At 63.1% G+C, this 22,847-nt stretch carries 18 protein-coding genes and 1 tRNA gene; 5 read left to right on the top strand and 14 right to left on the bottom strand.

Translation table 11 applies throughout. The features are described from left to right. Positions 1-32 precede the first annotated feature (32 nt). From rplT to F0185_RS19435, 5 genes are all read right to left on the bottom strand, one after another. Positions 33-392, bottom strand: coding sequence for a 50S ribosomal protein L20 (gene rplT / locus F0185_RS19455; protein WP_054262959.1), 360 nt, complete (start codon positions 390-392; stop codon positions 33-35). 27 nt (positions 393-419) lie between these two features. Next, entirely contained in the window at positions 420-617 is a 198-nt protein-coding gene (gene rpmI / locus F0185_RS19450) for a 50S ribosomal protein L35 (protein WP_054262960.1), read from the bottom strand. Positions 618-907: 290 nt separating this feature from the next. After that, positions 908-1,447 carry a translation initiation factor IF-3 gene (infC, locus tag F0185_RS19445; protein WP_099878062.1) on the bottom strand — a complete coding sequence of 180 codons (540 nt, stop codon included), beginning with the start codon at positions 1,445-1,447 and terminating at the stop codon, positions 908-910. Positions 1,448-1,479: 32 nt separating this feature from the next. Next, positions 1,480-3,387 carry a threonine--tRNA ligase gene (gene thrS, locus F0185_RS19440; RefSeq protein ID WP_167227188.1) on the bottom strand — a complete coding sequence of 636 codons (1,908 nt, stop codon included), beginning with the start codon at positions 3,385-3,387 and terminating at the stop codon, positions 1,480-1,482. Between the two features lie 218 nt (positions 3,388-3,605). Then, positions 3,606-3,682, bottom strand: a tRNA-Val gene (locus tag F0185_RS19435). Between the two features lie 127 nt (positions 3,683-3,809). Here F0185_RS19435 and F0185_RS19430 point away from each other — a divergent pair. The 3 genes from F0185_RS19430 (at position 3,810) to F0185_RS19420 (ending at position 6,451) form a co-directional block, all read left to right on the top strand. Next, complete coding sequence (locus F0185_RS19430; protein ID WP_167227186.1) at positions 3,810-4,724, top strand: cation diffusion facilitator family transporter; 915 nt, start codon at positions 3,810-3,812, stop codon at positions 4,722-4,724. A 98-nt stretch (positions 4,725-4,822) separates the two neighbouring features. Then, positions 4,823-5,758, top strand: coding sequence for an NAD(P)/FAD-dependent oxidoreductase (locus tag F0185_RS19425; RefSeq protein WP_167227185.1), 936 nt, complete (start codon positions 4,823-4,825; stop codon positions 5,756-5,758). A 123-nt stretch (positions 5,759-5,881) separates the two neighbouring features. Beyond that, positions 5,882-6,451 carry a hypothetical protein gene (locus tag F0185_RS19420; protein ID WP_167227183.1) on the top strand — a complete coding sequence of 190 codons (570 nt, stop codon included), beginning with the start codon at positions 5,882-5,884 and terminating at the stop codon, positions 6,449-6,451. Between the two features lie 47 nt (positions 6,452-6,498). On the opposite strand, the gene F0185_RS19415 is transcribed toward F0185_RS19420, so the two are convergent. Continuing rightward, positions 6,499-6,924 (bottom strand): hypothetical protein, encoded by a 426-nt coding sequence (locus F0185_RS19415; RefSeq protein WP_167227181.1) that lies wholly within the window; start codon positions 6,922-6,924, stop codon positions 6,499-6,501. Between the two features lie 324 nt (positions 6,925-7,248). Here F0185_RS19415 and F0185_RS19410 point away from each other — a divergent pair, with 324 nt between their 5' ends. Both F0185_RS19410 and F0185_RS19405 read left to right on the top strand, forming a co-directional pair. Then, a complete protein-coding gene (locus tag F0185_RS19410) occupies positions 7,249-9,417 on the top strand; it encodes a TonB-dependent siderophore receptor (protein WP_167227179.1) in 2,169 nt (722 codons plus the stop codon). A gap of 1 nt (position 9,418) precedes the next feature. Next, entirely contained in the window at positions 9,419-10,675 is a 1,257-nt protein-coding gene (locus F0185_RS19405) for a PepSY-associated TM helix domain-containing protein (RefSeq protein ID WP_167227177.1), read from the top strand. Positions 10,676-10,706: 31 nt separating this feature from the next. Here the strand turns inward: F0185_RS19405 and F0185_RS19400 are convergent, their stop codons facing one another. From F0185_RS19400 to F0185_RS19365, 8 genes are all read right to left on the bottom strand, one after another. Beyond that, positions 10,707-12,224, bottom strand: coding sequence for a carboxylesterase/lipase family protein (locus tag F0185_RS19400; protein WP_167227175.1), 1,518 nt, complete (start codon positions 12,222-12,224; stop codon positions 10,707-10,709). 124 nt (positions 12,225-12,348) lie between these two features. Beyond that, a complete protein-coding gene (locus F0185_RS19395) occupies positions 12,349-12,558 on the bottom strand; it encodes a hypothetical protein (protein ID WP_167227173.1) in 210 nt (69 codons plus the stop codon). A 196-nt stretch (positions 12,559-12,754) separates the two neighbouring features. Next, a complete protein-coding gene (locus tag F0185_RS19390; RefSeq protein WP_229477099.1) occupies positions 12,755-13,708 on the bottom strand; it encodes an STM4011 family radical SAM protein in 954 nt (317 codons plus the stop codon). Then, positions 13,702-15,081 carry an STM4012 family radical SAM protein gene (locus F0185_RS19385; protein ID WP_167227171.1) on the bottom strand — a complete coding sequence of 460 codons (1,380 nt, stop codon included), beginning with the start codon at positions 15,079-15,081 and terminating at the stop codon, positions 13,702-13,704. The genes F0185_RS19390 and F0185_RS19385 overlap by 7 nt, the downstream gene beginning before the upstream one ends. Beyond that, positions 15,078-15,911, bottom strand: coding sequence for an STM4013/SEN3800 family hydrolase (locus F0185_RS19380; RefSeq protein WP_223164537.1), 834 nt, complete (start codon positions 15,909-15,911; stop codon positions 15,078-15,080). Before F0185_RS19380 ends, F0185_RS19385 begins: the two co-directional genes overlap by 4 nt. Then, positions 15,901-17,025 (bottom strand): STM4014 family protein, encoded by a 1,125-nt coding sequence (locus F0185_RS19375; RefSeq protein WP_267876015.1) that lies wholly within the window; start codon positions 17,023-17,025, stop codon positions 15,901-15,903. Before F0185_RS19375 ends, F0185_RS19380 begins: the two co-directional genes overlap by 11 nt. A 21-nt stretch (positions 17,026-17,046) precedes the next feature. After that, positions 17,047-17,964 (bottom strand): STM4015 family protein, encoded by a 918-nt coding sequence (locus F0185_RS19370; RefSeq protein WP_167227167.1) that lies wholly within the window; start codon positions 17,962-17,964, stop codon positions 17,047-17,049. 171 nt (positions 17,965-18,135) lie between these two features. Further along, positions 18,136-22,761 carry a beta strand repeat-containing protein gene (locus F0185_RS19365; RefSeq protein WP_167227165.1) on the bottom strand — a complete coding sequence of 1,542 codons (4,626 nt, stop codon included), beginning with the start codon at positions 22,759-22,761 and terminating at the stop codon, positions 18,136-18,138. Positions 22,762-22,847 lie beyond the last annotated feature (86 nt).

Below are 22,847 nucleotides of genomic sequence, written 5' to 3'. Positions count from 1 at the left end.
CACCCGGGGGCGGCGCTTGCATCGATCATTGCTTACGCAGCGATCTTGGCTTTCACTGCTGCGACAATCGCGGCGAAAGCCGGCTTGTCCATCACAGCCATATCGGCCAGGACTTTACGGTCCAGTTCGATAGATGCTTTTTTCAGGCCGTTCATGAATACGCTGTACGTTACGCCATGCTCACGGGAAGCGGCGTTGATACGAGCGATCCACAGGCGGCGGAATACGCGTTTCTTGTTGCGGCGATCGCGGTAAGCGTATTGGCCAGCACGCATGACTGCTTGCTTGGCAACACGGTATACACGGCTGCGGCGACCACGGTAGCCTTTAGCTTGTACAAGAATTTTCTTATGACGGGCACGAGCTGTAACCCCACGTTTTACTCTAGGCATAGTAACTCCTTAATGTGAGTGGTGAGATTAAGCCGACGGCATCATACGCATGACGGACTTGACATCCGCTGCATCGACGTTCGTGATTCCGCGCAGTTGGCGCTTGCTCTTGGTGGTTTTCTTGGTCAGGATGTGACGTTTGAAAGCGTGACCCGATTTAACGGTTCCACCTGGACGCACGCGAAAACGCTTCTTCGCGGAGCTTTTGGTCTTCATTTTAGGCATAGCAGTTCTGTCCTTCCGGACAGCTCCATTATAGGATTGCAGGTGGCAACGCTGTGCTGCACTTAGATGCCTGCTTTCACATTGTCTTCCGCCAGTGAAGGAGGAAGCCGGAGATCATAACACAGAAGTTGCATGATGTTGCAAGCAGCCCGCGGAGAAGTTGCATTGCCCTTGCACTTTTTTGCGTGTGAATGCACGTCCACGCAGTGGACCCACAAAACAAAGCGCCCCTGGCACTTGCGTGGCGGGGCGCTTCTTTGCACAAGCTGCCTGGGCAGCCCGTTCTTTGCTTATTTCTTCTTCTTCGGCGAGAGGATCATGATCATCTGACGACCTTCCATCTTCGGGAACTGCTCGACCTGGCCATACGGCTCAAGATCGGCCTTCAAACGTTCCAGCATGCGGAAGCCGATGTCCTGGTGAGCCATCTCACGACCGCGGAAACGCAGCGTGATCTTGGTTTTGTCACCCTCATCGAGGAACTTCATCAGGTTTTTCAGCTTGATATTGTAATCGCCATCATCAGTACCCGGACGGAATTTAACTTCCTTCACGAGGATGATCTTTTGCTTCAATTTGGCTTCGTGCGCCTTCTTCTGCTCCGAATATTTGAACTTGCCGTAGTCCATCAGACGGCATACCGGTGGTTGCGCGGTCGGCGCAATTTCCACCAGATCTACGTTCGCTTCTTCGGCCAGACGAAAAGCCTCAGCCAGGCTCACAATGCCAAGCGGCTCGTTTTCCACCCCGGATAAACGCATTTCGGGGGCGGTGATTTCGCCATTGATGCGATGCGACTTGTCAGTAGCTATGTTGTTTCCTTTTAAAATCTGATGAATTAGCCGCGTCGAGATTTAACTCGTCAAGCTTTGGAATCGACCTCGTGTTTGAGGCGCTCCACCAGGGCATCGAGGGACATGACTCCCAAGTCGACATTGCCACGAGCTCGCACGGCCACAGTGTTGGCATCCCGTTCTTTGTCACCGATCACGAGGATGTACGGTACTTTTTGGACGGAATGTTCACGTATTTTAAACGTAATTTTCTCGTTGCGCAAATCAGCGTGAACGCGGTACCCGAGTTTGCGCAACTTCGTTGCGATTTCCTGGGTGTAGTCGGCTTGCGCATCCGAAATATTGAGCACCGATACTTGCACTGGCGACAACCAGAGCGGCATCGCGCCGGCATAGTTTTCGATCAGGATGCCGATGAAACGCTCGAGCGAACCGACGATCGCGCGGTGCAGCATGACCGGCACTTTCTTGGTGTTGTCCGGCGCGGTGTACTCGGCGCCCAGGCGGCCCGGCATCGACGGGTCGATCTGCACCGTGCCGACCTGCCATGCGCGGCCCAGGCTGTCTTTCAGGTGGTACTCGATCTTCGGACCGTAGAACGCGCCCTCGCCCGGCAGCTCGGTCCATTCCACCTTGCAGGCACGCAGCGCGCTGCGCAGCGCTTCCTCGGCGATGTCCCAGCTTTCCTCGCTGCCGATACGGCTGTCCGGACGCAGGGCCAGCTTGACGTCGATGCTCTCGAAGCCGAAGGCGGTATAGACTTCCATCGCCTGCGCGTGGAAGGCGGCGACTTCGCCTGGAATCTGCTCGTCGGTACAGAAAATGTGGCCGTCATCCTGGGTAAAGCCGCGCACCCGCATCATGCCGTGCAGCGCGCCGGACGGCTCGTTGCGGTGGCACTGGCCGAATTCGCCGTAGCGCAGCGGCAGGTCGCGGTAGCTCTTCATGCCGGAATTGAAAATCTGGATGTGGCCAGGGCAATTCATCGGCTTCAGTGCGTACGAGCGGTTTTCCGACTCGGTGACGAACATGTTTTCGCGATAGTTGTCCCAGTGACCCGTCTTTTCCCACAGGCCGCGATCGAGGATCTGCGGCGCTTTCACTTCCTGGTAGCCGTTGACCTGGTACACATTGCGCATGTATTGCTCAACCTGTTGCCAGATGGTCCAGCCCTTCGGATGCCAGAAGATCAAGCCCGGCGCCTCATCCTGGAAGTGGAAGAAATCGAGCGCCTTGCCCAGCTTGCGGTGATCGCGCTTTTCCGCTTCTTCCAGGTTGTGCAGGTACAGTTCCTGGTCTTCTTTCCTGAGCCAGGCGGTGCCGTAGATACGCTGCAGCATTTCATTCTTGGAGTCGCCGCGCCAGTAGGCGCCCGCCACCTTCATCAGCTTGAATACTTTCAGCTTGCCCGTGTTGGGCACGTGCGGGCCGCGGCACAGGTCGGTAAAACCGCCTTCTGCGTACAGCGACACGTCTTCACCGGCCGGAATCGAGGAAATGATTTCGGCTTTATAGGCTTCGCCGATGGACTTGAAATAGGCGACAGCCTCGTCGCGCGGCAACACGGTGCGCGTGACTTTTTCATCCTTCTTGACCAGTTCGGCCATTTTCTTTTCGATCGCGACCAGGTCTTCCGGCGTGAACGGGCGCTTGTAGGCGAAATCGTAGAAGAAACCATTTTCGATCACCGGGCCGATGGTGACCTGGGCTTCCGGATACAGTTCCTTGACCGCGTAGGCCAGCAAGTGGGCGGTGGAGTGACGGATCACGTCCAGGCCTTCGGGATCTTTATCGGTGATGATGGCCAGATCGGCGTTTTGCTCGATCAGGAAGGAGGTATCGACGACTTTGCCGTCGACTTTGCCGGCCAGCGCCGCTTTGGCCAGGCCTGTACCGATGCTCGCTGCAACCTGGGCTACGGTGACTGGGCCATCAAACTGGCGCTCTGAACCATCGGGAAGGCGGACTGAAACCATGCTGTTCTCCTGAACGAAACTGATAGGGAATGACAAATAAGAGTATAAACAAAGGGGTGCGCAAAAATGCGGACGAAAAAAAACGCGGACTAGCCGCGTTTTTCATTTTGAGTAAGCAAAAGGAAGCACCTCGACTAGCGTCGCTGGAATAACTCCGTCGTAGTTCGCGGTGTCATAACCATGGTGCCTTTCTCTCTCTTACTCAGTACTGCATGTTCTGGTGGGCGGTGAGGAATTCGAATCCCCGACCCCTTGGATGTCGACCAAGTATTCTAACCAGCTGAACTAACCGCCCGAAGACCAGCATTATAGAGAGCCATTCCCCGAATGACAAGCGCTTTTTAAACACGATGTTCAAGCGCCTCGAAGTACCCCGCCTGACGGCAGGGAAATGCGCTGGCGTTTTCTATTACACTCCTGTCATGCACGCCAAACCCACCCCCTCCTCCGCCCATCTGCACGCCCATCACAAGGGCGACGCCAAACATACCCACGTCAGCGTCGGCCGCAGCCAGGGCGCGCTCGCCGTCGCCCTCTGCCTGACCCTGGTGTTCGCCGTGGTCGAAGTGCTGACCGGCTTCCTCTCCAATTCGCTGGCCCTGATCTCCGACGCCGGCCACATGGTCACCGACGGCGCCGCGCTCGGCCTGGCGCTGCTGGCGCAACTGATCGCCAAGCGCCCGCCCTCGGCGCGCCACTCGTTCGGCTTCGGCCGCGCCGAAGCGCTGGCCGCCTTCGTCAACGCGCTCGCCATGCTGGCCGTGGTCGGCTGGATCGCGTTCGAAGCGCTGCACCGCTTCCGCAGCCCGCAGCAGGTCGAGGGCGGCGCCGTGTTCGTGGTCGCCGTGATCGGCCTGGCCATCAACCTGCTGGTGGCCTGGCTGCTCTCGCGCGACCAGGAAAGCATCAACACCCGCGCCGCGCTGGTGCATGTGATGGGCGACATTCTCGGCTCGATCGCGGCGATTGCCGCCGGCGCCGTGATTTACTTCACCGGCTGGATGCCGATCGACCCGCTGCTGTCGCTGTTTGTATCGGTGTTGATATTACAGTCCACCATCGGCGTGCTGCGCGACTCCTACCACGCGCTGATGGAAGGCGTGCCGCACCAGATCGACTACCTGCAAGTGGGCGCCGACCTCGCCGCCGTGCCGGGCGTACTGTCGGTGCACGACCTGCATGTGTGGGACATGTCGCCCGGCCAGCCAGCCCTGATCGGCCACCTGCGCATCGGCAACCTGCGCGACTGGCCGGAAGTGCTGGCCATGGTCAAGGAAATGCTGCTCGCCAGGCACGGTATCGACCACGTGACCCTGCAACCGGAGGCGCACGACTAAGTAAGTGTGCGCGGCAAACGATGGTGTAAGCCCTGTCTTACCCATCAGCGGGAGTCGCACCGATGCCGGCTTGTGCGGGCATTTTCGATAATGCGCCCATGATTCCCTACATTCCCTCCCCCGTCATCCACGACACCCTGATCATTGGCGGCGGCCCCGGCGGGCTGACGGCGGCGATTTACCTGCGCCGCTTTCGCCGTAACGTCATCCTGGTCGACAAAGGCAACAGCCGGCTGGGCTGGATTCCCGTCACGCATAATTATCCGGGCTTCCCGGACGGCATCCATGGCCAGGAATTGCTCGACAAACTGCGTGCCCAGCTCAAGCGCTATGATGGCGACGTGATCGCGGGCGAAGTCACCCGCCTGGTCCACGAAGACGGCTGCTTCGTGGCCGCGTACGACGGCGGCGAAATCCGCGCCCGCACGGTACTGCTGGCGACCGGCATCGCCGACACCGGTATGCCGATCGAAAACTTCCTCGATGCGGTGGCGTGCGGCGCTGTCAGGCTGTGCCCGGTGTGCGATGGCTTCGATGTGCTCGACCAGAAAATTGCCGTGGTCACGTCCGCCACCAACCCGGTCGGCCACGCCCTGTTCATGCGCACCTTTTCGGCCGACGTGACGCTGTTCGAACGCACCAGGGACGCCCTGGTCGACCCGGCCGACCGCGAGCGCCTCACCAGCGCCGGCATCCGCTACCTCACCTCGCCGCTACGCGGGGTGACCATGAGCGAGCGCATGACGCCGGTAATGCATACGGAAGACGGCGAGTCCTACCAGTGCGACGTGCTCTATCCCATGCTGGGCGAAGCGGCGCGCTCCGACCTGGCGGCGGCGCTCGGCGCGCACACCTCGGCCTGCATGGAATTGCGGGTCGACGCCCACCAGCAGACCAGCGTCGAGGGCCTGTATGCCATCGGCGACGTGGCCCAGGGCTTGAACCAGATAAGTGTAGCCGCTGGGCAAGCAGCGATCGCGGCGACCCGCATCCACAGTGTCTTGCCCTATCATTTTCGTGACCGTCCCGCATAGGGGCGGGGCCGCACGACAGCAAAAACAAATTGCGCTAACGGCAAGGTAGTGACAATATAGGCCACGCCACTGGCCCAGGACGCTAAAAACAAGTCGCCAGTTCATTTGCGAAAGATTACGATCATGTCAACTATCGCGCACGGCAGCAAACACGCAAGCCCCATCCACCATCGCGACGCCTACTTCAGCTGGCCAATCTGGCTGCTGGGCGCCTCGCTCCTCGCTTTTGTCCTTGTCGTGCCGTTTTCCGGCCTCGCGGGCATGCTGATCCTTCCGGTCGCGCTGTTCGGCGCCCTGTGTTCGCTGTTCGGCCTGGTACGCGCCCTGCTGCACCATCGATGGCGCCGCGCGGCATCCATGGCCACCTATATCGTCGTGCTGGCGGCCCTGTTCTCGCTACCCGAATTGCTGCAAGCGACCATCGGCCGCGCCTCGAACGTGGTGCAACTGATGTCGGAAGGGCAAAGCTTCGATAAAAAACTGGTGACCCATCCGCCCGGCAAGCGCCCGGTGCTGGCCTATGACTGGAGCAAGATCGACACCAACACCACCTACGTAATCTACGACGCCAGCGGCCGCATCGCCGAGCCCAAGGACAGCGCGGCGTGGACCAGCAGCGACCTGTCCCTCTTTTCCGACTGCGCCGGCCGCGTGGTGCCGATCATGGGGCATTTCTACCGCTGCGACTATTGAGCGCTTGCCAGCGCCAGCGCCCCTGCACAGCTGCCGCGCGAGCGCGCTCATTTTCCCGACCGTAGCGAGGGCGTGATCTGGCGCAAGAGCGACTGGTCAATGTGTCCGTTGACCAATTTGCGGCTCAGGTGAAGATCCGGATAGACGCGCTCCGCGTCACGCTGGCCGAAAATCAGCCATTGGTCTCCAGTCCCGGCGGAAAAATCCCTGATCCCGCAGGGATTCATGCCGCCAGTAATGCGGTTCAGAACTGGCAAGGTCGGAGGGAGATTGCTGATTCCAAACACCCTGCCCACGCGCACGGTCACGTCTTCGATCACCACGCCGCCCGTTTTTTGCGTTGCCGACGACACCACCTTGCCAACGAACACAACCCTGCCATTCGCCGCGCCATGAACGTAATCGGCAATGGTGACGGGCGGTATATCACATGCGCGCGCCGGAACGGAACAGGCCAGCAGCGCCACCATCATCAGCCCATCAGGACGCATCCGTCACCCTCCCGTTTTCTTTACTTGCCAGCATTGTTCGCTTCAGTATCAAGCGTAACCCGGCGCGGCAGTCCAGCCAAGCCAATCCGCCCCAAACCGCCAATTTTGCAACAGTTATTTCATCATGACAACGGCGCAAGCCGCGAGGCCGTTTGCGCCCTCCTGGCATTTTTGATAAAATGAGAATCATTCGCATCTGTGTTGACGACAGCGCACCGTATCCGCAGCACATCCGCACCCCATCGTTCGCAAGCCAGGCGCAGTCTCCAAGCCAGTGACGATCTTTCTCACCTCAGGAGTTTTTGCATGCCTCGCCGTATCAACACGTCCGTCTCGTCCTTTCCCCGTCCACGCCTGCGTCCGCTGGTCCTCGCCCTGTCCGTGGCGCTCGGCCATGCTGGCGCCGCCAGCGCCGCCGACGAGGCGCCCGATGCACCCGAGGCCGCCGTGCTGCCAGTCATCACCATCACCGGCGCGAACGAGCATGGCAACTACAAGGTGCGCGAGAGCGACAGTGCGAGCAAACTCAACCTGACCCTGCGCGAAACCCCGCAATCGGTCTCGGTCGTCACGCGCGCGCGCATGGACGATTTCCGTCTCGACACGGTGAACGACGTGCTCGCCAACACCACCGGCGTGACCGTCGAAAAAGTCGAAACCGAACGCACCTATTATGTTGCACGCGGTTTCGACATCATCAATTTCCAGGTCGACGGTGTCGGCACGCCGCTGGTATTCGGCAACATGATGGGCAACCTCGATACCGCCCTGTTCGACCGTGTCGACATCGTGCGCGGCGCCAACGGCCTGGCCGCCTCCACCGGCAACCCGTCCGCCACCGTCAACTTCATCCGCAAGCGTCCCGGCGCCGCCTTTGCCGCCAACGCCGGCCTGACCCTGAGCTCGTGGAACACGCGCCGCATCGATGCCGACTTGTCGAGCCCGCTGAACGACAGCGGCAGCGTCAAGGGCCGCGTGGTGGTCGCCAGCCAGCAGGGCGATTCCTACCTCGATCGCTACGCAACGAAAAAGAACGTCGCCTACGGCATCGTCGAAGCCAGACTGGGCAGCGACACCCTGCTCAGCATCGGCCACACCTGGCAAGACAACAAGTCGCGCGGCGGCATGTGGGGCGCCCTGCCGCTGTATTTCACCGACGGCAGCCCCACCAACTACCCGACTGGCGCCAGCACTTCGGCCGACTGGTCGTTCTGGGACAGCACGACCAAGGGCAGCTTTGTCGAGTTGAACCATCAGTTGGGCCAGGGCTGGGCGCTCAAGTCGACCTTGAGCCACAACAAGGAATCGTCGCGCTCGAAACTGTTCTACGTGTACGGCACGCCGGACAAGGCCACCGGCGCAGGCTTGTTCTCGTACCCGTCGGCCTACCGCTCGGACCATAGCCAGACCTTGTTCGACATCGGCGCGAGCGGACAGTTCACGCTGGCCGGCCGCCAGCACGATCTTTCTTTCGGCGCCAGCTGGTCGCGCTCGCGCCTGGACGACCTGTCCGGCTACGGCCGCGGCATCGGCACCGCGCTCACCGCCAGCACCGACTTTACCGGCGCCTATCCGTTGCCGGAATTCGACGCGCGCTTCGACGGCAGCACCTACCAGGACGTGCGCAAGACCGTGTATGCGGCGGCGCGTTTTACGCTGGCCGACACGGTCAAGCTGCTGACCGGCTTCAACGCGACCAAGGCTGATTCGAGCGGCCTGTCTTACGGCAGCAGCAAACAGAAATCGGCCAGCCGGACTTCGCCGTACGTGGGCCTGGTGGTCGACGTGCTGCCGCAGCTGAGCCTGTACACCAGTTACACCGAAATTTTCAGCCCGCAAAGCGAGCAGGACATCAACGGCGTGGCGCTCGATCCGATCATGGGCAGCAGCGCCGAGGCCGGCTTCAAGGGCGATCTGTTCGATGGCAAGGCCAGCTACTCCGGCGCCCTCTTCCGCGCACGCCAGGACAATACCGCCGAGCAGGTCAACATGAATGGCGCCAAGGCCTACTATCGCGGCATCAATGCCGAATCGACCGGCGCCGAGCTGGAAGTGACGGGCGAACTGGCCAAGGGCTGGCTGGCCAGCGTCGGCTACACCCACCTGAAAGTGGAAGATGGCGAGGGCAAGAAGACCAGGACCTACGTGCCGCGCCGCCTGCTGCGCATGTCGAGCACCTACCGCCTGCCGGCCGTGCCCCAGCTCAAGATCGGCGCCAACCTGAACTGGCAGAGCGACATCGAGCGCGAGCAGGGGCAGGAGCAGGAGCAGGAGCAGGAGCAGGGCATCGTCACGCGCCAGGACAGCTACGCCACCCTGGGCCTGATGGCGCGCTATGAGATCAACCGCAACATGACCCTGGCCCTGAACCTGAACAACGTGACGGACAAAAAATACCTGACCTCGCTGTACTGGAGCCAGGCGTACTACGCGGCGCCACGCAGCGCCAGCGCCACCCTCAACTGGACATACTGATATGCGCCCCGCACTGGTCATCCTGCACCGCTGGTTCGGACTCGGCGTGGCGATCTTCCTGTTCATTTCCGGTGCAACGGGCGCCCTGATCTCCTTCGATCACGAGCTTGACGCGGCCCTCAATCCCGACCTGTTCCATGCCCACAGCGGCCCGGCGGCCCAGCGCCAGATCCCCGGCGCCGAGCTGGCGCGGGCGATCGAAGCGCTTGATCCGCGCGTGCGCATCGGCTACGTGATGACCGAGGTCGAGCCGGGCCACACCTCGATGATGTCGGTCGAAGGGACGATCGATCCGGCCACCGGCAAGCCGCACGAACTGGGCTTTAACCAGATCGGCGTCGATCCGGTGACCGGCAAGATCCAGGCCAGGCGCCAGTGGGGCGACATTTCGCTGGCGCGCGAAAACCTGCTGCCCTTCCTGTATAAGCTGCATTACTCGATGCATATTCCCGAGGTCAAGGGCATCGAACTGGGCATCTGGTTCATGGGCATCATCGCCATGGTATGGGTGCTCGATTGCTTCATCGCCCTGTACTTGTCGTTTCCCAACGTCCGCAGCTGGCGCAAGTCCTTCGCTTTCCGCTGGAAAGCAGGCGGCCCCAAGCTCAATTTCGACCTGCACCGCTCGGGCGGCGTGTGGGCCTGGCTGCTCTTGCTGGTGCTGGCCATCACCTCGGTGTCGATGAACCTGACCGACCGCGTGGTGCGCCCGCTGCTCTCGACCGTCTCCACGCTCAGCCCGGATGCGTTTGCCGCGCGCACCATGAACCCGCCGGAAAAGCCGATTCCGGCGCTCATCAGCCGCGACCAGGTGATAGCGCTGGCGCGCGCCGAAGGCAACAAGCGCGGCTGGACCGACCCGGTCGGCGGCGTGTTTTACGCCTCCGCTTACGGCCTCTACGGTGTCGGCTTCTTCCAGCCGGGCAACGATCACGGCGATGTCGGCCTGGGCAATTCCTGGCTGTATTTCGACGGCAAGGATGGCAAATTCGTGGCCGACCGCGTGCCGGGTACGGGCAGTGCCGGCGATATCTTCCTGCAACTCCAGTTCCCCCTGCATTCGGGCCGCATCGCCGGTCTGCCGGGCCGCATTGTCCTGTCGTTCCTGGGCGTGGTGGTGGCCATGCTGAGCGTGACCGGGGTGATCATCTGGGTGCGCAAACGGCGTGCGCGGCTGCTTGCCGCGCGTGCCCCCGGCGCAAGCCAGGTTCCGGCGCGCCAGCGGCTGCCTCAGGGTAGCGGCGCCATCCTCGAATAAAGCGACCAAGCTGCGCCAGTGGCCCCCCGCATCAGCCGGGAGCCACTGGCGAAGCCGGATAGTCACGCTCCTTGTACATCAGCTCGCAGATCGCCGAGCGCAAACCCTCCCCGGTGCCGATGCCTTCCGGTGCGACCGACAAATACGCCCCCCGCGCTCCCATGGGCGGCCAGGGCGGCAAGCCGCTGCCGTTCGGATCTCCCTTGCGCATGAAATTGGCCCAGTAACGCTGCAGCGGCGGCCAGGCGGCGTCGATCGCGCTCGCCGGCACCGCGTTATACACGTAGTGCATCTCGCTGGTGTGTTCGGGCGGCCGGCCTGATCCGGGCACGCCGAAACCGAATTCGTAACGCCACACTTTCGGGGTCGCCTTGAGCATGCGGCCGGTCAGCCAATGGACCGGGCAACGAAACCACATATCGGTCAGGAGCTGGGTGGGCATGCTGCCCAGGCGCGCATCGTCGCTGTAGAGAGCGCGCGCGGCGCCCGCCTGCGCGCCGAATGCCGACGCCAACATGGCGGGGACGACGTCCGGCTTGCGGTCGGCCCCGAGCTCCTGGCGATTGTTGCCGATGATGATGGCGAGGCCACGCCCGGCGCCGTTGGCATACGCCTCGCTATAGGCATACGGCAACACATAACCGTCGACGACCTGTTGTTCCCACAAAAAACGCTGATCGATGCCCGTGCGCACCGGCAGCTTGAGTCCGGCCTTGATCACGGTGTCGGCCGGCAGCGCCCGCAACTGGGCCAGGCCGGCCGCGCCCGGCGGCAACTTGAGCCGCTCCAGCACCACCTTGCCGAGCTCCTCGTTCTGCTGCGCCGTCATGGGCGCCCCCGGCGCCGCCGCTTGCAATATGGCTTTTTGAAACAATCCCTTCGCCAGCGGCGAGATGGTCAGCAGCAGCGCATCGAAGGCGCCCGACGAATTGCCGCTGATGGTAATGTTGCCGGGATCGCCGCCGAAAGCGGCAATATTGGCCTTGACCCACTTCAGCGCGGCAATCTGGTCCAGCAGGGCATAGTTGCCGGACGTCTTGTTCGGACTTTCCTCGCGCAAGGCATCCAGGCCCATGAAGCCGAACAGGCCCAGCCGATATTGGATCTTGACCAGCAGCACGCCTTCCCTGTGCAGGGCGTCTTCCGCCATATTGCCCGCCCCGGCGGCGGAGTTCGAACCGCCGTGGATATAGACCAATACCGGGAGCCTGGTTTTGCCGGCGGCGGCCGGCGCGCGGATCGAGAGCGTCAGGCAATCTTCGCTGGCCCCGGCAAGAAAATCGCCATTCCAGCCGACATTCTCCTGCACGCAAGCGGACGCCGGCTTGCGCGCGTCGAGAACGCCGCTCCATGGCGCGCGCTCGGCCGGCGGTTTCCAGCGCCGCTCGCCCGCCGGCGCGGCCGCGTACGGGATGCCGTAGTAAATGCTGCTGCCATCGGCCATGAGCAGGCCGGCAAGACTGCCTCCGCTTACCTTCAGCGTCGCCGGTGGCGCCGGGGATGCCGCTACCGCCGCTGCAAGCATGCCAGCCAGCACTGAATTAGCCATTGCCAGGTCTCCCCTGTGGATGCGATGCGATCGATTTTGCGCCCGGCATGCCGCTGGTGCAATAGCGAAAAGCGCTACGCACGGCACTATATTGAGCGGCAAGGGGAAAACGCATGCCCAACAGTCAGATTCGCGCCGCCGGAATTGCGCTGGCGCGAAGCGGGCCATACCCCAACTGGTGCGCCAGTTGCCGCGCCAATACAACAATAGCAAACGCCCGGTTAAAGGAATCCTGCGCCAGTGCTGTACGTATCCGTTCGGCCAGGGCAGGCTGCGTTGTGGGATCGGCAACAACGTCTTCCAAAAATTCCCTTGGCATGTCGTTCGACGTCATATCGAGCAGCGGCGCACTGCCCGCTTCGCCTTCGGCTATCCGGGCAAAATGTGCTGGGTACTCCTGGAAAAACTGACAAGCGCTTCGTGGGGTCCCAGCACCAATTCAAAGGAGAAAAGGTCTGAGCTGAAGCATCCGGTCATGCCAGCCTCGACGAGAACGCGGTGTGGATTCGTGATCTGCCGCAGCATTGCGTTCACCCCTGCGCCGGCACCAGCCGCAGCGGAATGCGCGCCAGCACACCGGCGCCGAAGTCATCATAGAACGGCAAGTCCTGCCGGTGCGCGTAACCGATATAGCAGTCGCATTTGCGCAGGCGGCTGCACGGCTTCTCGACGAGCATGTTTTCCAGGCTATCCTGGTACAGATTACCCAGGCGCTGCGGCAAGAAATGGCAGCGTTGTACCTCGCCATCCCCGTCCACCGACAGCGCCTCCGAACCGGCCCGGCAGGCTTTGCCACGTGACATCTCGGGATTGCGGCTGTAGCTGAACCACGGATCGATCGCATCGAGCCAGGCCAGGTCTTCGGCCTTGTAATACCCCGGCGCGCGCCGGTCGTAGGCGTTGAGCCAGAGATAGTGCTGGCTCGGCAACGCGGCACGCAAGGCGCGGATATCCTCGTAGTGCTCGCGCATGGCCACGATGCCCACCGAAAAATCCACCCCCATGCGCGCCAGCCGCGCGCAGCGCTCGACAAAGCGCTCCAGCCGCACCTGGCTCGGATGGTAGGTGCACCACAAGCCCACCTTGCGCCGATCGGCCTGCTCCAGCCATGCCAGCGGCCCGGACAGATTGGTCTGGATCGCCACCTGGCGCACATGGGCCATGCCCGACAGGGCCGTGATCGCATCGCGGTAATGGCGCCGGATCATGCCTTCGCCCCACGGCGTGAACAACACGCTGATGGGCCGCTCCTGCGCGCCCACCCAGGCGACAAAGCGCGCCACTTCGGCCGCGTCGCGCGCCAGCTTGGCCCGGCTGTCGCGCCGTTTGGCGAAGGGGCAATACGCACAGTCGTAATTGCATCCGGACAGCGTTCCGCGATACAGAAGCGAGAGCACCGCTTGCCGTGACTGCTGCCCCGGCTGCTCCGCTTGCCGCGCCGGCTGCGCCTGGTCAAGCGCGGCAGCCGGCAGCATGCTCAGCATGTCGTGCCGCCGTCGGCCATCAAGTGGCGCACCTGGTCCGACGCCAGCCACGGGCCGATGGTATCGGCGTAACCGTAGCCGCGATCGTTCAGGCGAAGAATCGGCGTGCCCTCTTCCAGCAAGCCGAGGGCGCCCAGTTCATGCAGTTGCGGCAAGTCCTGCATGCAGTCGCCGCCGAAGCGCTGCGTGTACGCCGCCGGATCGAGCCCGGGATCGGTCAGCAGCGACTGGATCACGTAACGGCGCCGCTGCTCGTCCGGCCCCAGCGCAAAACCGTGGTGTGCATGGGTAAAACTGTCGGCGTCCAACGCCAGGTAATTGTCGATGATGCCGATGGTATCGGCCCGCCCCACCGCGTAATCGGTCGAATAGTGCAGGTCCCGCGTGTACGAGCGCGCACCGGTACCGAGCCCCACCATGCCATCGTTCTGGCAGCAGTAGGACGGCCCGCTTTCGCTCGGCGCGTGCGGCGCACGGAACATGCGCATCGACACCTGCACGTAGCCGCGCGCGCGCAGATGGTCGCGCGCGGCCTCGTACAGCTGCATGCGGCTGTCGCCTTCCTGGTTCAGCACAATCGGATCGAATGAGGCTGCCCCCTTTCTGTTCGCAATCTTGCCCAGCCCCGTATGCTGGCGCACGTACAGCGGATACAAATACAGTTCCTCCGGCCTGAACGCCAGGGCGCTGTCGATCGACGCCAGCAAGCTCGCCACCGTTTGCCCGCCAATGCCGTAAATCAGGTCGAGATTGAGCGTCGGAAAACCCGCATCGCGGATATAGCCGATCGCCCGCGTCACCACCTCGTTCTGCTGCGGCCGCGCCAGCGAGCGCATCTCGCCCGCCGCGAAGCTCTGGATACCCAGGCTCACCCGGTCGATGCCCATGCCGCGGCACACCGCCATGCGCTCGGGCGTGACGGTCTCGGGCGAAGCTTCGATGCCGGCCGGCGTGGTCTGCAGATCGATGCCGAGAATATCGCGCGCGCCATCGAGCAGCGTTTGCAACTGCGCCGCCGACAAGAACGTGGGCGTGCCGCCGCCGAGCGCGAAGCGGGCAAACTTGCGCTCGCCCAGCACCTGGTCGAGTACACGCATCTGTTGGACCACCTGCGCCACATAACGTTCCACCATCTCCGGCGTCGGGCGCGCCATCGCGAACAGATTGCAAAAGCCGCAGCGCATTTCGCAGAACGGAATGTGGATGTAGGCGAACAGGGCCGAGCGGTCCTGCGCCGCCCACAGTTGCGCCAACGACGCCGGCGCGGCCAGGGAGCGGTATGCCGCCTTGTGCGGATAGGAATAGGAATACGCCTGGTACGGCGTGTGACGCATGCGCTGGGCGAGCGTGCCGGGAGTGGCGGGATGATTCATGGCGTCGGTCCCTCAAAGTCGATAAAGAAATGGGCGTATGGAACATTCCATACGCTTTCATGGGCGATGCGGTGGCCGCGAAAGCCATCCTCGCCATACGCGCTGCCATGGTCGGAGCAGACGATGGCAAAGGTCGGCGCGCGCGCCGCGCAGGCCGCGAACAGCGGCGCCAGCGCCCCGTCCACATAGCGCAGCGCGGCGGCATGGCTGTCGAGACTGTCGCTGGTGCAGCCGGGCAGATAGCCACGGTTGGGCGAATGAATCGCCGCGACGTTGATGAACAGGAATACGCGCTGCTGGCCGAGCGCGTCTAGGCGCGCGATCGCCAGCGCCACCTGGCGTTCGGTCGAATGCAGGCCGTCCACGCCGAGCGAACGCTTCCAGTGGCTTTCCTGGAACATGCCCGGCAGCACGCAACCGAGCGCCGTTTCCTTGTTGAAAAAGCCGACCCCGCCGATGCAGATGGTGCGATACCCAGCGCCAGCCAGGCCGGCCGGCACGCTTTCCTGCGCAAACTCGTGGGTGTGGGCCGAGGTCGTCTCGCTGCCCCGGAATGACGTGGCGAACAGGCGCGGATGGCGTCCCGGATGGTCGGGCGTGGGCAGGAAGCCGGCAAAAAACGCGTGATGCGCGGCATAGGTAAAGCTGGCCGGGCTGTGGCGGCGCTCCCAGCCGCCGGGCGGCAGGCGCGGCCCCAGCACCGGCAACTCGCCCGCTTGGTACAAACGCTGGGCCACGTCGTAGCGCAGGGTGTCGAGCGTGATGAACACAATGTCGTGGCTGCCGACCACCTGGTTCATGTCGGGAATCGAACGCGGATCAGGCTTCATGGGATGCAAAACTGTGCAACTGGGCCGCGTAAGTATCGCGGCCCTGCCAGAGCAACTTGGGCAGCAGGTCGCCGAAGGCGTTCGCTTCGAGCACATGCGCGCGCCCCTTGCGCACCACCAGATCGAGGCCGATGACATGGCTTTGCGGAAAAGTGGCAGCCGCCGCGCACGCGGTCCGCTCCAGCACGGCCAGGTCTTTCTCGCCCAGCAAGCTGGCCACATCGGCGCGCTGGTTGTCGAGGTGCAGATTGGTCATCATGCGCGCGCCGACCCGCGCCACCCGGTGCGTGGCTTGCCCGCCCAAGGTCACCACGCGCACGTCGAAATGCCCGTCGCCGTGGCGCGGCTTGGGAATCCACGCCTCGGCATAGGTTTGCTGGCGCGCCAGCAAGTCGATCAAGCGGGCAATGTCGGCCTGCGCGTTGTAAGTGCGCAGGCGCTTGACGTTGTACAGGCGCGCCCCGCCCTCGCCGTGCACCAGGTCGGCCGAACTGGTCGCTTGCTCGGCCCCGCGCCCGTTGCGCCGGTACGCCACCACGCCGGACGCGCTCGATCCGTAACGCGTTTTCAGGAACACTTGTTGCAGGTCGTGCTCGTCCAACACCGCGCGCAGGTGCGCATAACCTTCGATGGGGCCGAGCAACCCCGGAATGGGAATGCCTCGCCCGGCAAAATGCCGCTGGCAAGCCAGCTTGTCTGTCATTAGTAGCAGTTCATGCGGCGAATTCATTACTTGGACATGGGGCAGCGCCAAAAGTTCATCCGCCACCCTCCCGAGCGCCAGCGACAAGCCGGCAAACCATTCACCGGAGACGGCGATTTCGCCCCTGTCCGGCAAGCGCGGCAAGGCGCACCCGAGGGCGTCGCAGCCCTGCCGCGTCAGCAAGGCATGCACGCGCGCATCGTCGCCCGGCGAGTCGATCTTGAACACGCACGGGCGCGCCAGGCTGGCCGCCAGCAGGGACGGCTGTTGCAGCCATTCGCACCAGTCGAGCAACTGCGCCGGCGGCAGGCCAAGCGCGGCGCGGGCCGCCTGCGTCAACTTCTCCCGCTTTCCGCCACGCACGCCCAACAAAATGAAGGGCGTGGAGTTGCGACCGCCATCGCCAGGCATGCGCGCCACGCCGGCTGAACCTTACTCGGATACGGCGACGTAACGATCGCCGTCGTCATCGTCGTCTTGCGGATCGGACAGATCGACCGTAATCGGCAGCGATTTGAGCTTTTCCTGCCATTCTTCGGAAATGTAGTGATGCTCCAGGTTCAGTGTCTTCAGCTTGGGCACGTACGGGCTGTTGAACAGGGCTTCGGCCCCGACGTCGCCAAGGGTGCCGAGCGACAGGTCGAGCGTTGTCAGGCAGCCGACCAGCTCGTAGCCGGCCAGCCACACGGCCAGCTTATCGGCGATTTCGGCATTGCGCAGGCCCAGGTATTCCAGGGTCGGCGTGCGCAGCTTGACCACCAGGTCCTGGTAGAGCGCCACATCGCCCGAAAAACCGTAGCCATCGGTACCGAGCCACAATTCCAGATGGCTCAGCGCAGGCATTGTCGAGGCGGCCAACGATTCGACCACGCTGGCCGGCAAGCCGCCGCTTTCGATGGTCAAGGTGCGCAGCTTGGCGTGGGTGAACGGTTGGAACTTCAGCTCGTCGGTACCACGCACGCGAAACTCTTCCAGCTGCGGGAAAGCGTTCAGCAGCGGCGTCAGATCGCTCTGCACAATCCAGGAAATTTCGCGCTCTTCGTACGTCATGTCGCCGATGAACAGGGCGCGCAGGTTCGGCAGCTCGCCGGCGTGCCGGACCAGGGTTTCGACGAGCGCGGCCGAGCTGACGTCGGATTCGTCGCTCCACGCGCCGATAATGAGCGCGCTCAGCTGGGATTTGTCGATGAGGCCGAGGAATTCTTCGATCAGCTCCGACATCGATTGCTCATCTTCGTAGTCGAGCGACAGACGGTAGACGGTATCGTCCGACAAGGTGACCGGCTCGGAGGGGTCGTACTCCGTGACCGTCCGGTTGAAAAAGGTGACAGTTTCTTCAGAAATCGGCATGGTGTGCGTCCGCAAAAAGGTAAAAGCCGATGGCGCCCATCGCCCTGGCAATCATAAAATTTTACCATGCCATGGAAATATTTCCGGCTTGCCTACGCGGCGCGGCTGGCGCCAACAACAAAAAAACGCAGCCTTGGCACAGGCTGCGTTGTCTGTTGCGCGCAAACCGGCTTAAGCCGCCTGCTGCTGCGTGCCCAAGAGAATGAGCTCGGCAAAGGCATCGAGGTGGTTTGCGGTCCACACCGAGGTCATCGCATACGGGTCGCTGTCGCCCGCGCCGGCGATCAGGCTATGCATGCTGATAGTAGACACCAGCACGCCCGACTGGTCGATCAACTGCACTTCCTTCATGTTGACGCTGGCATAGTCGGCGATCGTGACTTTGGCGAACGACACCTTGTCGTTGACGTAATTGATCACCAGGTCCTTGCCGCTGATATTGGCCTTCACGCCAGCCGCCTGCATCGTCACGCCCGAGAAAATGCTGTTGGCCGCAAACTGGAGGATGTCGTTGCCGCCCGCGCTTTCGTAGATCGTATCCTTGCCATCGCCCATCGAGACCACGTAGGTGTCGCTGCCGCTGCCGCCGCGCAAATCATCGTTGCCCATGCCGCTGTACAAGGTGTCGTTGCCGGCGCCGCCGTGCAGGTCGTTGTCGCCGGCATACTTGTAACCGATCAGATAGGCGAGGAAGCCGCCGACCAAGCCTTCGGCGCCATTGAAATCGCCGAAGTCCATGTCCAGCCCCAGCTTGTCGGTCAGCCACGCCAGCCCGTCGAAGGTCGCCTCGCTGCCTGCGGCAACCTTGCTGCCGAGGAAGCTGGCGCTGTCGGCCAGCGCGCCTGCCACATCGGCATCGGCCGCGTAGCTGAAGCCCTTGCCGATGCCGGCCACCGCCGTGTTGACACCGGTCGAGACGCCATTCATCGCACCCTTGATGCCGCCGGCCACGTTGAAGTCGCCCAGTTCCACCCCGGTCACGCCCGACACCGCGCCCAGCGCCTTGCCGCTCACGCCGTCCAGGCTGGTGCCCAGCGCAGCGGCGCTGGCCGTGGCCGCCGCCAGCTTGGCCTTGATGCCCGGACCCATCTGGTCCCAGCCGCTCGACAAGTCCTTGAGCATGCTCTCGCCCAGATACTTGCTGACATCGGCAAAGCCGCCACCGACCGCACCGCCCAAGGTGGCCGCATTTTTGCCCAGCAACTGGGTAATCACACCCCAGCCCATGCCCATCATCACGTCGTCGCCATTGCCGCCGCTGATATAGGTGCCGGCGTTGGTGGCGAACACCGTGTCGTTGCCCTCGCCGCCCAGCAACACATTGCCGACCAGATTGAGCTTGCTCAGGCTGCCACTGGTCAAGGCTTTCACCTGCGACGAGGCGAAGTTGTAGTTCATGGCCGCGCCGACCCAGTCGCCGGCCGACTCGTAGTCGTTCTCGACCAGGCTTTCGACGGCGTTGAACACCGTCATTTCGGACAGGCCGATGATGACGTCGTTGCCCGCCCCGCCGATGGCGATATTGTTCTGCGCCGCAGTGACGATCACGTCATTGCCCTCGCCGCCCATGCCGACCGTGGTGGTGCCCGCCAGTACCAAGGTATCGTTGCCGCTGCCGGCGTGCACGAAATTGAAGCCCGTATCGGCGTTCACCTTGGTCGACGACACCACTTCGTTGGCGCCGTTGGTCGTTTCGCTCTTGTAATCGAGCTTGCTGCCGGCATTGACCACGATCACGGTATCGTTGCCGCTGTCGGCCACCAGCACATTGTGCGAGCCGTACAGCACGGCCGTATCGTCGCCGCCCCCGGTCCAGGCCACGTTCGCCTGCGTGTCGAATTTGGTCGTGCTGGTGGTGGTGGTGTCGGCGCCTTCCTTGCCGCTTTCGGTGGTTTTCTCTTGCGAACCATACGATGCCATGACCAGCACATCCTTGCCGCTGCCGCTGATCGCGATATTGTCCTTGCCGACGACCGTCATGACGTTGTTGCCGTCGCCGCCCAGCAGCACGTTCAGGTTCGCCTTGCTGGCGCCGACCGAACCGACGCCGATCGCGGTGAGCACATCGTTGCCGCTGCCGCCACTGATCAGGTTACCCTTGCCGACGGCGGTGACCACGTTGTTGCCCTCGCCCGCCACCAGCACGTTGTACGAGCCGAGCGCGGTCACCACATCGTTGCCGGCGCCAGCCACAATGCCGGTCTTGCTGCCCGCCGCACTGATGACGTCGTTACCGGCCCCGGTCACCAGCAGATTGTTGCTGCCCAGCGCCGTGACGACGGTCGCTCCGCTACCGCCGACCACCACATTGTTCTTGCCCATCACGGTCACCACCTCGGTGCCGCCCTGGCTGGTCGCCACGCCGCCCAAACCGGCCTTGCCGACCAGGTCGACCGCTGCGACACCGGCCGCGATCGCATCGACCAGCCCGACGGCGGTGGCCGCCACCTCGGCGTAATTGCCGGTCACCACTAGGTTGTTGTTACCCGCAGCAGTCACCAGATCCACGCCGCCGTCGGCCCACACGATATTGTTGGAGCCGGCCGCCGTCACCACGTCGTTGCCCGCGCCCGCCCACACAACGTTGGTCGAACCAAGGGCGGTGACGACATCATTGCCGCTGCCGGTGTAGACCACATTCGCCCCGCCGATCGCGGTAACGATATCGTTGCCGTCGCCCTTGGCCAGGTTATTGCCGAGGAATTTGGATATCGCGCTGGTGGCGCTGCCGGTCGTGGCCTTGTCCAGCTTCTTCGCCAGGTCGGTGATGCCCTCGCCCGCGCCGGTCAGCACCACGTTGGCGCTGCCCAGGGTCGTCACCACGTTGCTGCCGGCGGTATTGATCAGCAGGTTGTTCGAGCCGATGGCCGTGCTGACATTGTTGCCGCCGTTGGCCAGCAGCACATTATTGCCGCCGATGGCCCCGACTACGTCGTCCTGCGCGCCGGTGTAGATCACGTTGGTGCCGCCGACCGCGATCACCACGTCCTTGCCGCTGCCGCTCTGGATCGCGCCGCTCAGTTTGCCGGTGGCGCTGTTGATGGCCGTGGCAACGGTCTTGTCCGGAATCGCGCCGGCCAGTACCTTGCCCAGGCCGCCGCTGGCGGCGTCGAGCATGCCGCCCACTTCGGTCAGGATCACGTTCGCGCCGCCGACCGCGGCAACTGTGTTGCCGCCCACCGTGGTCGCGACCAGGTTGCCCATGCCGGCCGCCAGCACGGTGTTCTTGCCGCCGTTCGCGAGCACGACGTTGGTGTTGCCCACCGCCGCCATCAGGTTGGACGCACCGTTGGCCGCCAGCGCGTTGGTATTGCCGAGCGCGCCGATCTGGTTGTCGCCGCCGCCGCTGTACACCACGTTCAGCAAGCCGCCGGCAAGGATGCTGTTATTGCCGCCGGCGCTGCCGACCGCGTTGCCGCCGCCACCGGCGATGATGCTGTCGCCACCGTCGCCGGCGACCACCACGTTGACGCCGCCCAGCACCACCAGCTTGTCGCTGCCGTTGCCGATGGTCAGCGTGTTGCTGCCGCCGTAAGCGTGGATCTTGTCGTTGCCGTTGCCGCTGGTGACGATGTTGGCGCCGCCGCCCACGGTCACGCTGTTGGCGCCGTTGCCGACCGAAACGGTATTCACGCCGCCCATGGCGACCACGGTGTCGTTGCCATCGCCCGCTTTGATCACGTTCGACAAGCCCGCCGCATTGGCGCTGTTGTTGCCGCTGCCCAGTTCCAGCAGGTTCGAGCCGCCGCTCGCGTTGACGCTGTCGTCGTGGTTGCCGGTGCGCACAATATTGGACGCGCCATCGACCTTGACCGTATCGTTGCCGTCGCCGGTATCGATGATATTGCTGGCGCTGCTGGCAACGACGTCATCGTTGCCCTGGCCGGTGTTGATCTCGTTCGACACCGCGCTCACGGTCACCTTGTCGGCGCCATTGCCGCTTGTGATCTTGTTGGCGATGCCGTCCGCCTTGATCACATTCGCGCCGTCGCCCGCGTTGACCACGTTGCGCCCGCCACCGACCGTGATGCGGTCGGTGCCGTTGCCGGCGTTGAGCACATTGCTGCCGCCGGTCAGGTTGACGGTATTGTTGCCGTTACCGACGTTGACGTTGTTGCTCGCGCCCGTCATCTCGACCTTGTCGTCGCCGTCGTTGGTGTTGATGGTGTTTTTGGCGCCGTTACCGGTCACGGTATCGTTGCCGCCGCCCGTGTTCACCGTGCCCGACAGCGCGTTGTAATGGATCGTGTTGTGGCCGTTCCAGTCGCTCACCTTGACCGCGCCGCCGGCCGCCACGTTGATGCGGTCATTGCCGCCGCCGCCATCGATCTCGGCGCTCGCGCCGGCGCCGATCGAGATGCTGTCGTCGCCCTCGCCGCCGAACAGGACGTTGTCCGCGCCGGCGCTGACCGACAGGTTGTCGTTGCCGTTGCCGCCGTCGAGCTTGTTGTATCCGCCGACCTGCACGCTCAGCGTATCGTCGCCGTCTTCGCCCTTGAGCACGTTGTAAGCGCCGGCCGTGACGCGCAGGGTGTCATTGCCGCCACCACCATACAAAAAGTTGCCGCCCGCCGAACTGGAGGTGAAATTGTCGTTGCCGTTGCCGAAATTCTTCTTGGTGTAGCCCAGTTCCGCGATGTCTTCCGCGATCTCGCGCGCCGCATTGCCCATGTCGTCGAAGCTGTTGCCGATATCGTCGATGCCGCCGCCGATATCCTTGACCGTGTCGTTGACGACATCGTTAAACGATTTGCCGACCTTCTTGACCGTCTTCTTGACCCATTTTGTGAAACCCATTTTCTCTCCCAAATGCATGATGGCTGTCTTCCGAGCCTGCATATTGACGAGCAAATGTGGCGCAATTATGGCGTCCGGGCAAGATT

It is taken from the genome of Massilia rubra, assembly GCF_011682065.1.
In the GTDB taxonomy this organism is placed as follows: domain Bacteria; phylum Pseudomonadota; class Gammaproteobacteria; order Burkholderiales; family Burkholderiaceae_D; genus Telluria_A; species Telluria_A rubra.
The sequence above is the reverse complement of the archived record's forward strand: the minus strand, read 5'-3'. Positions and strand labels throughout refer to the sequence as shown.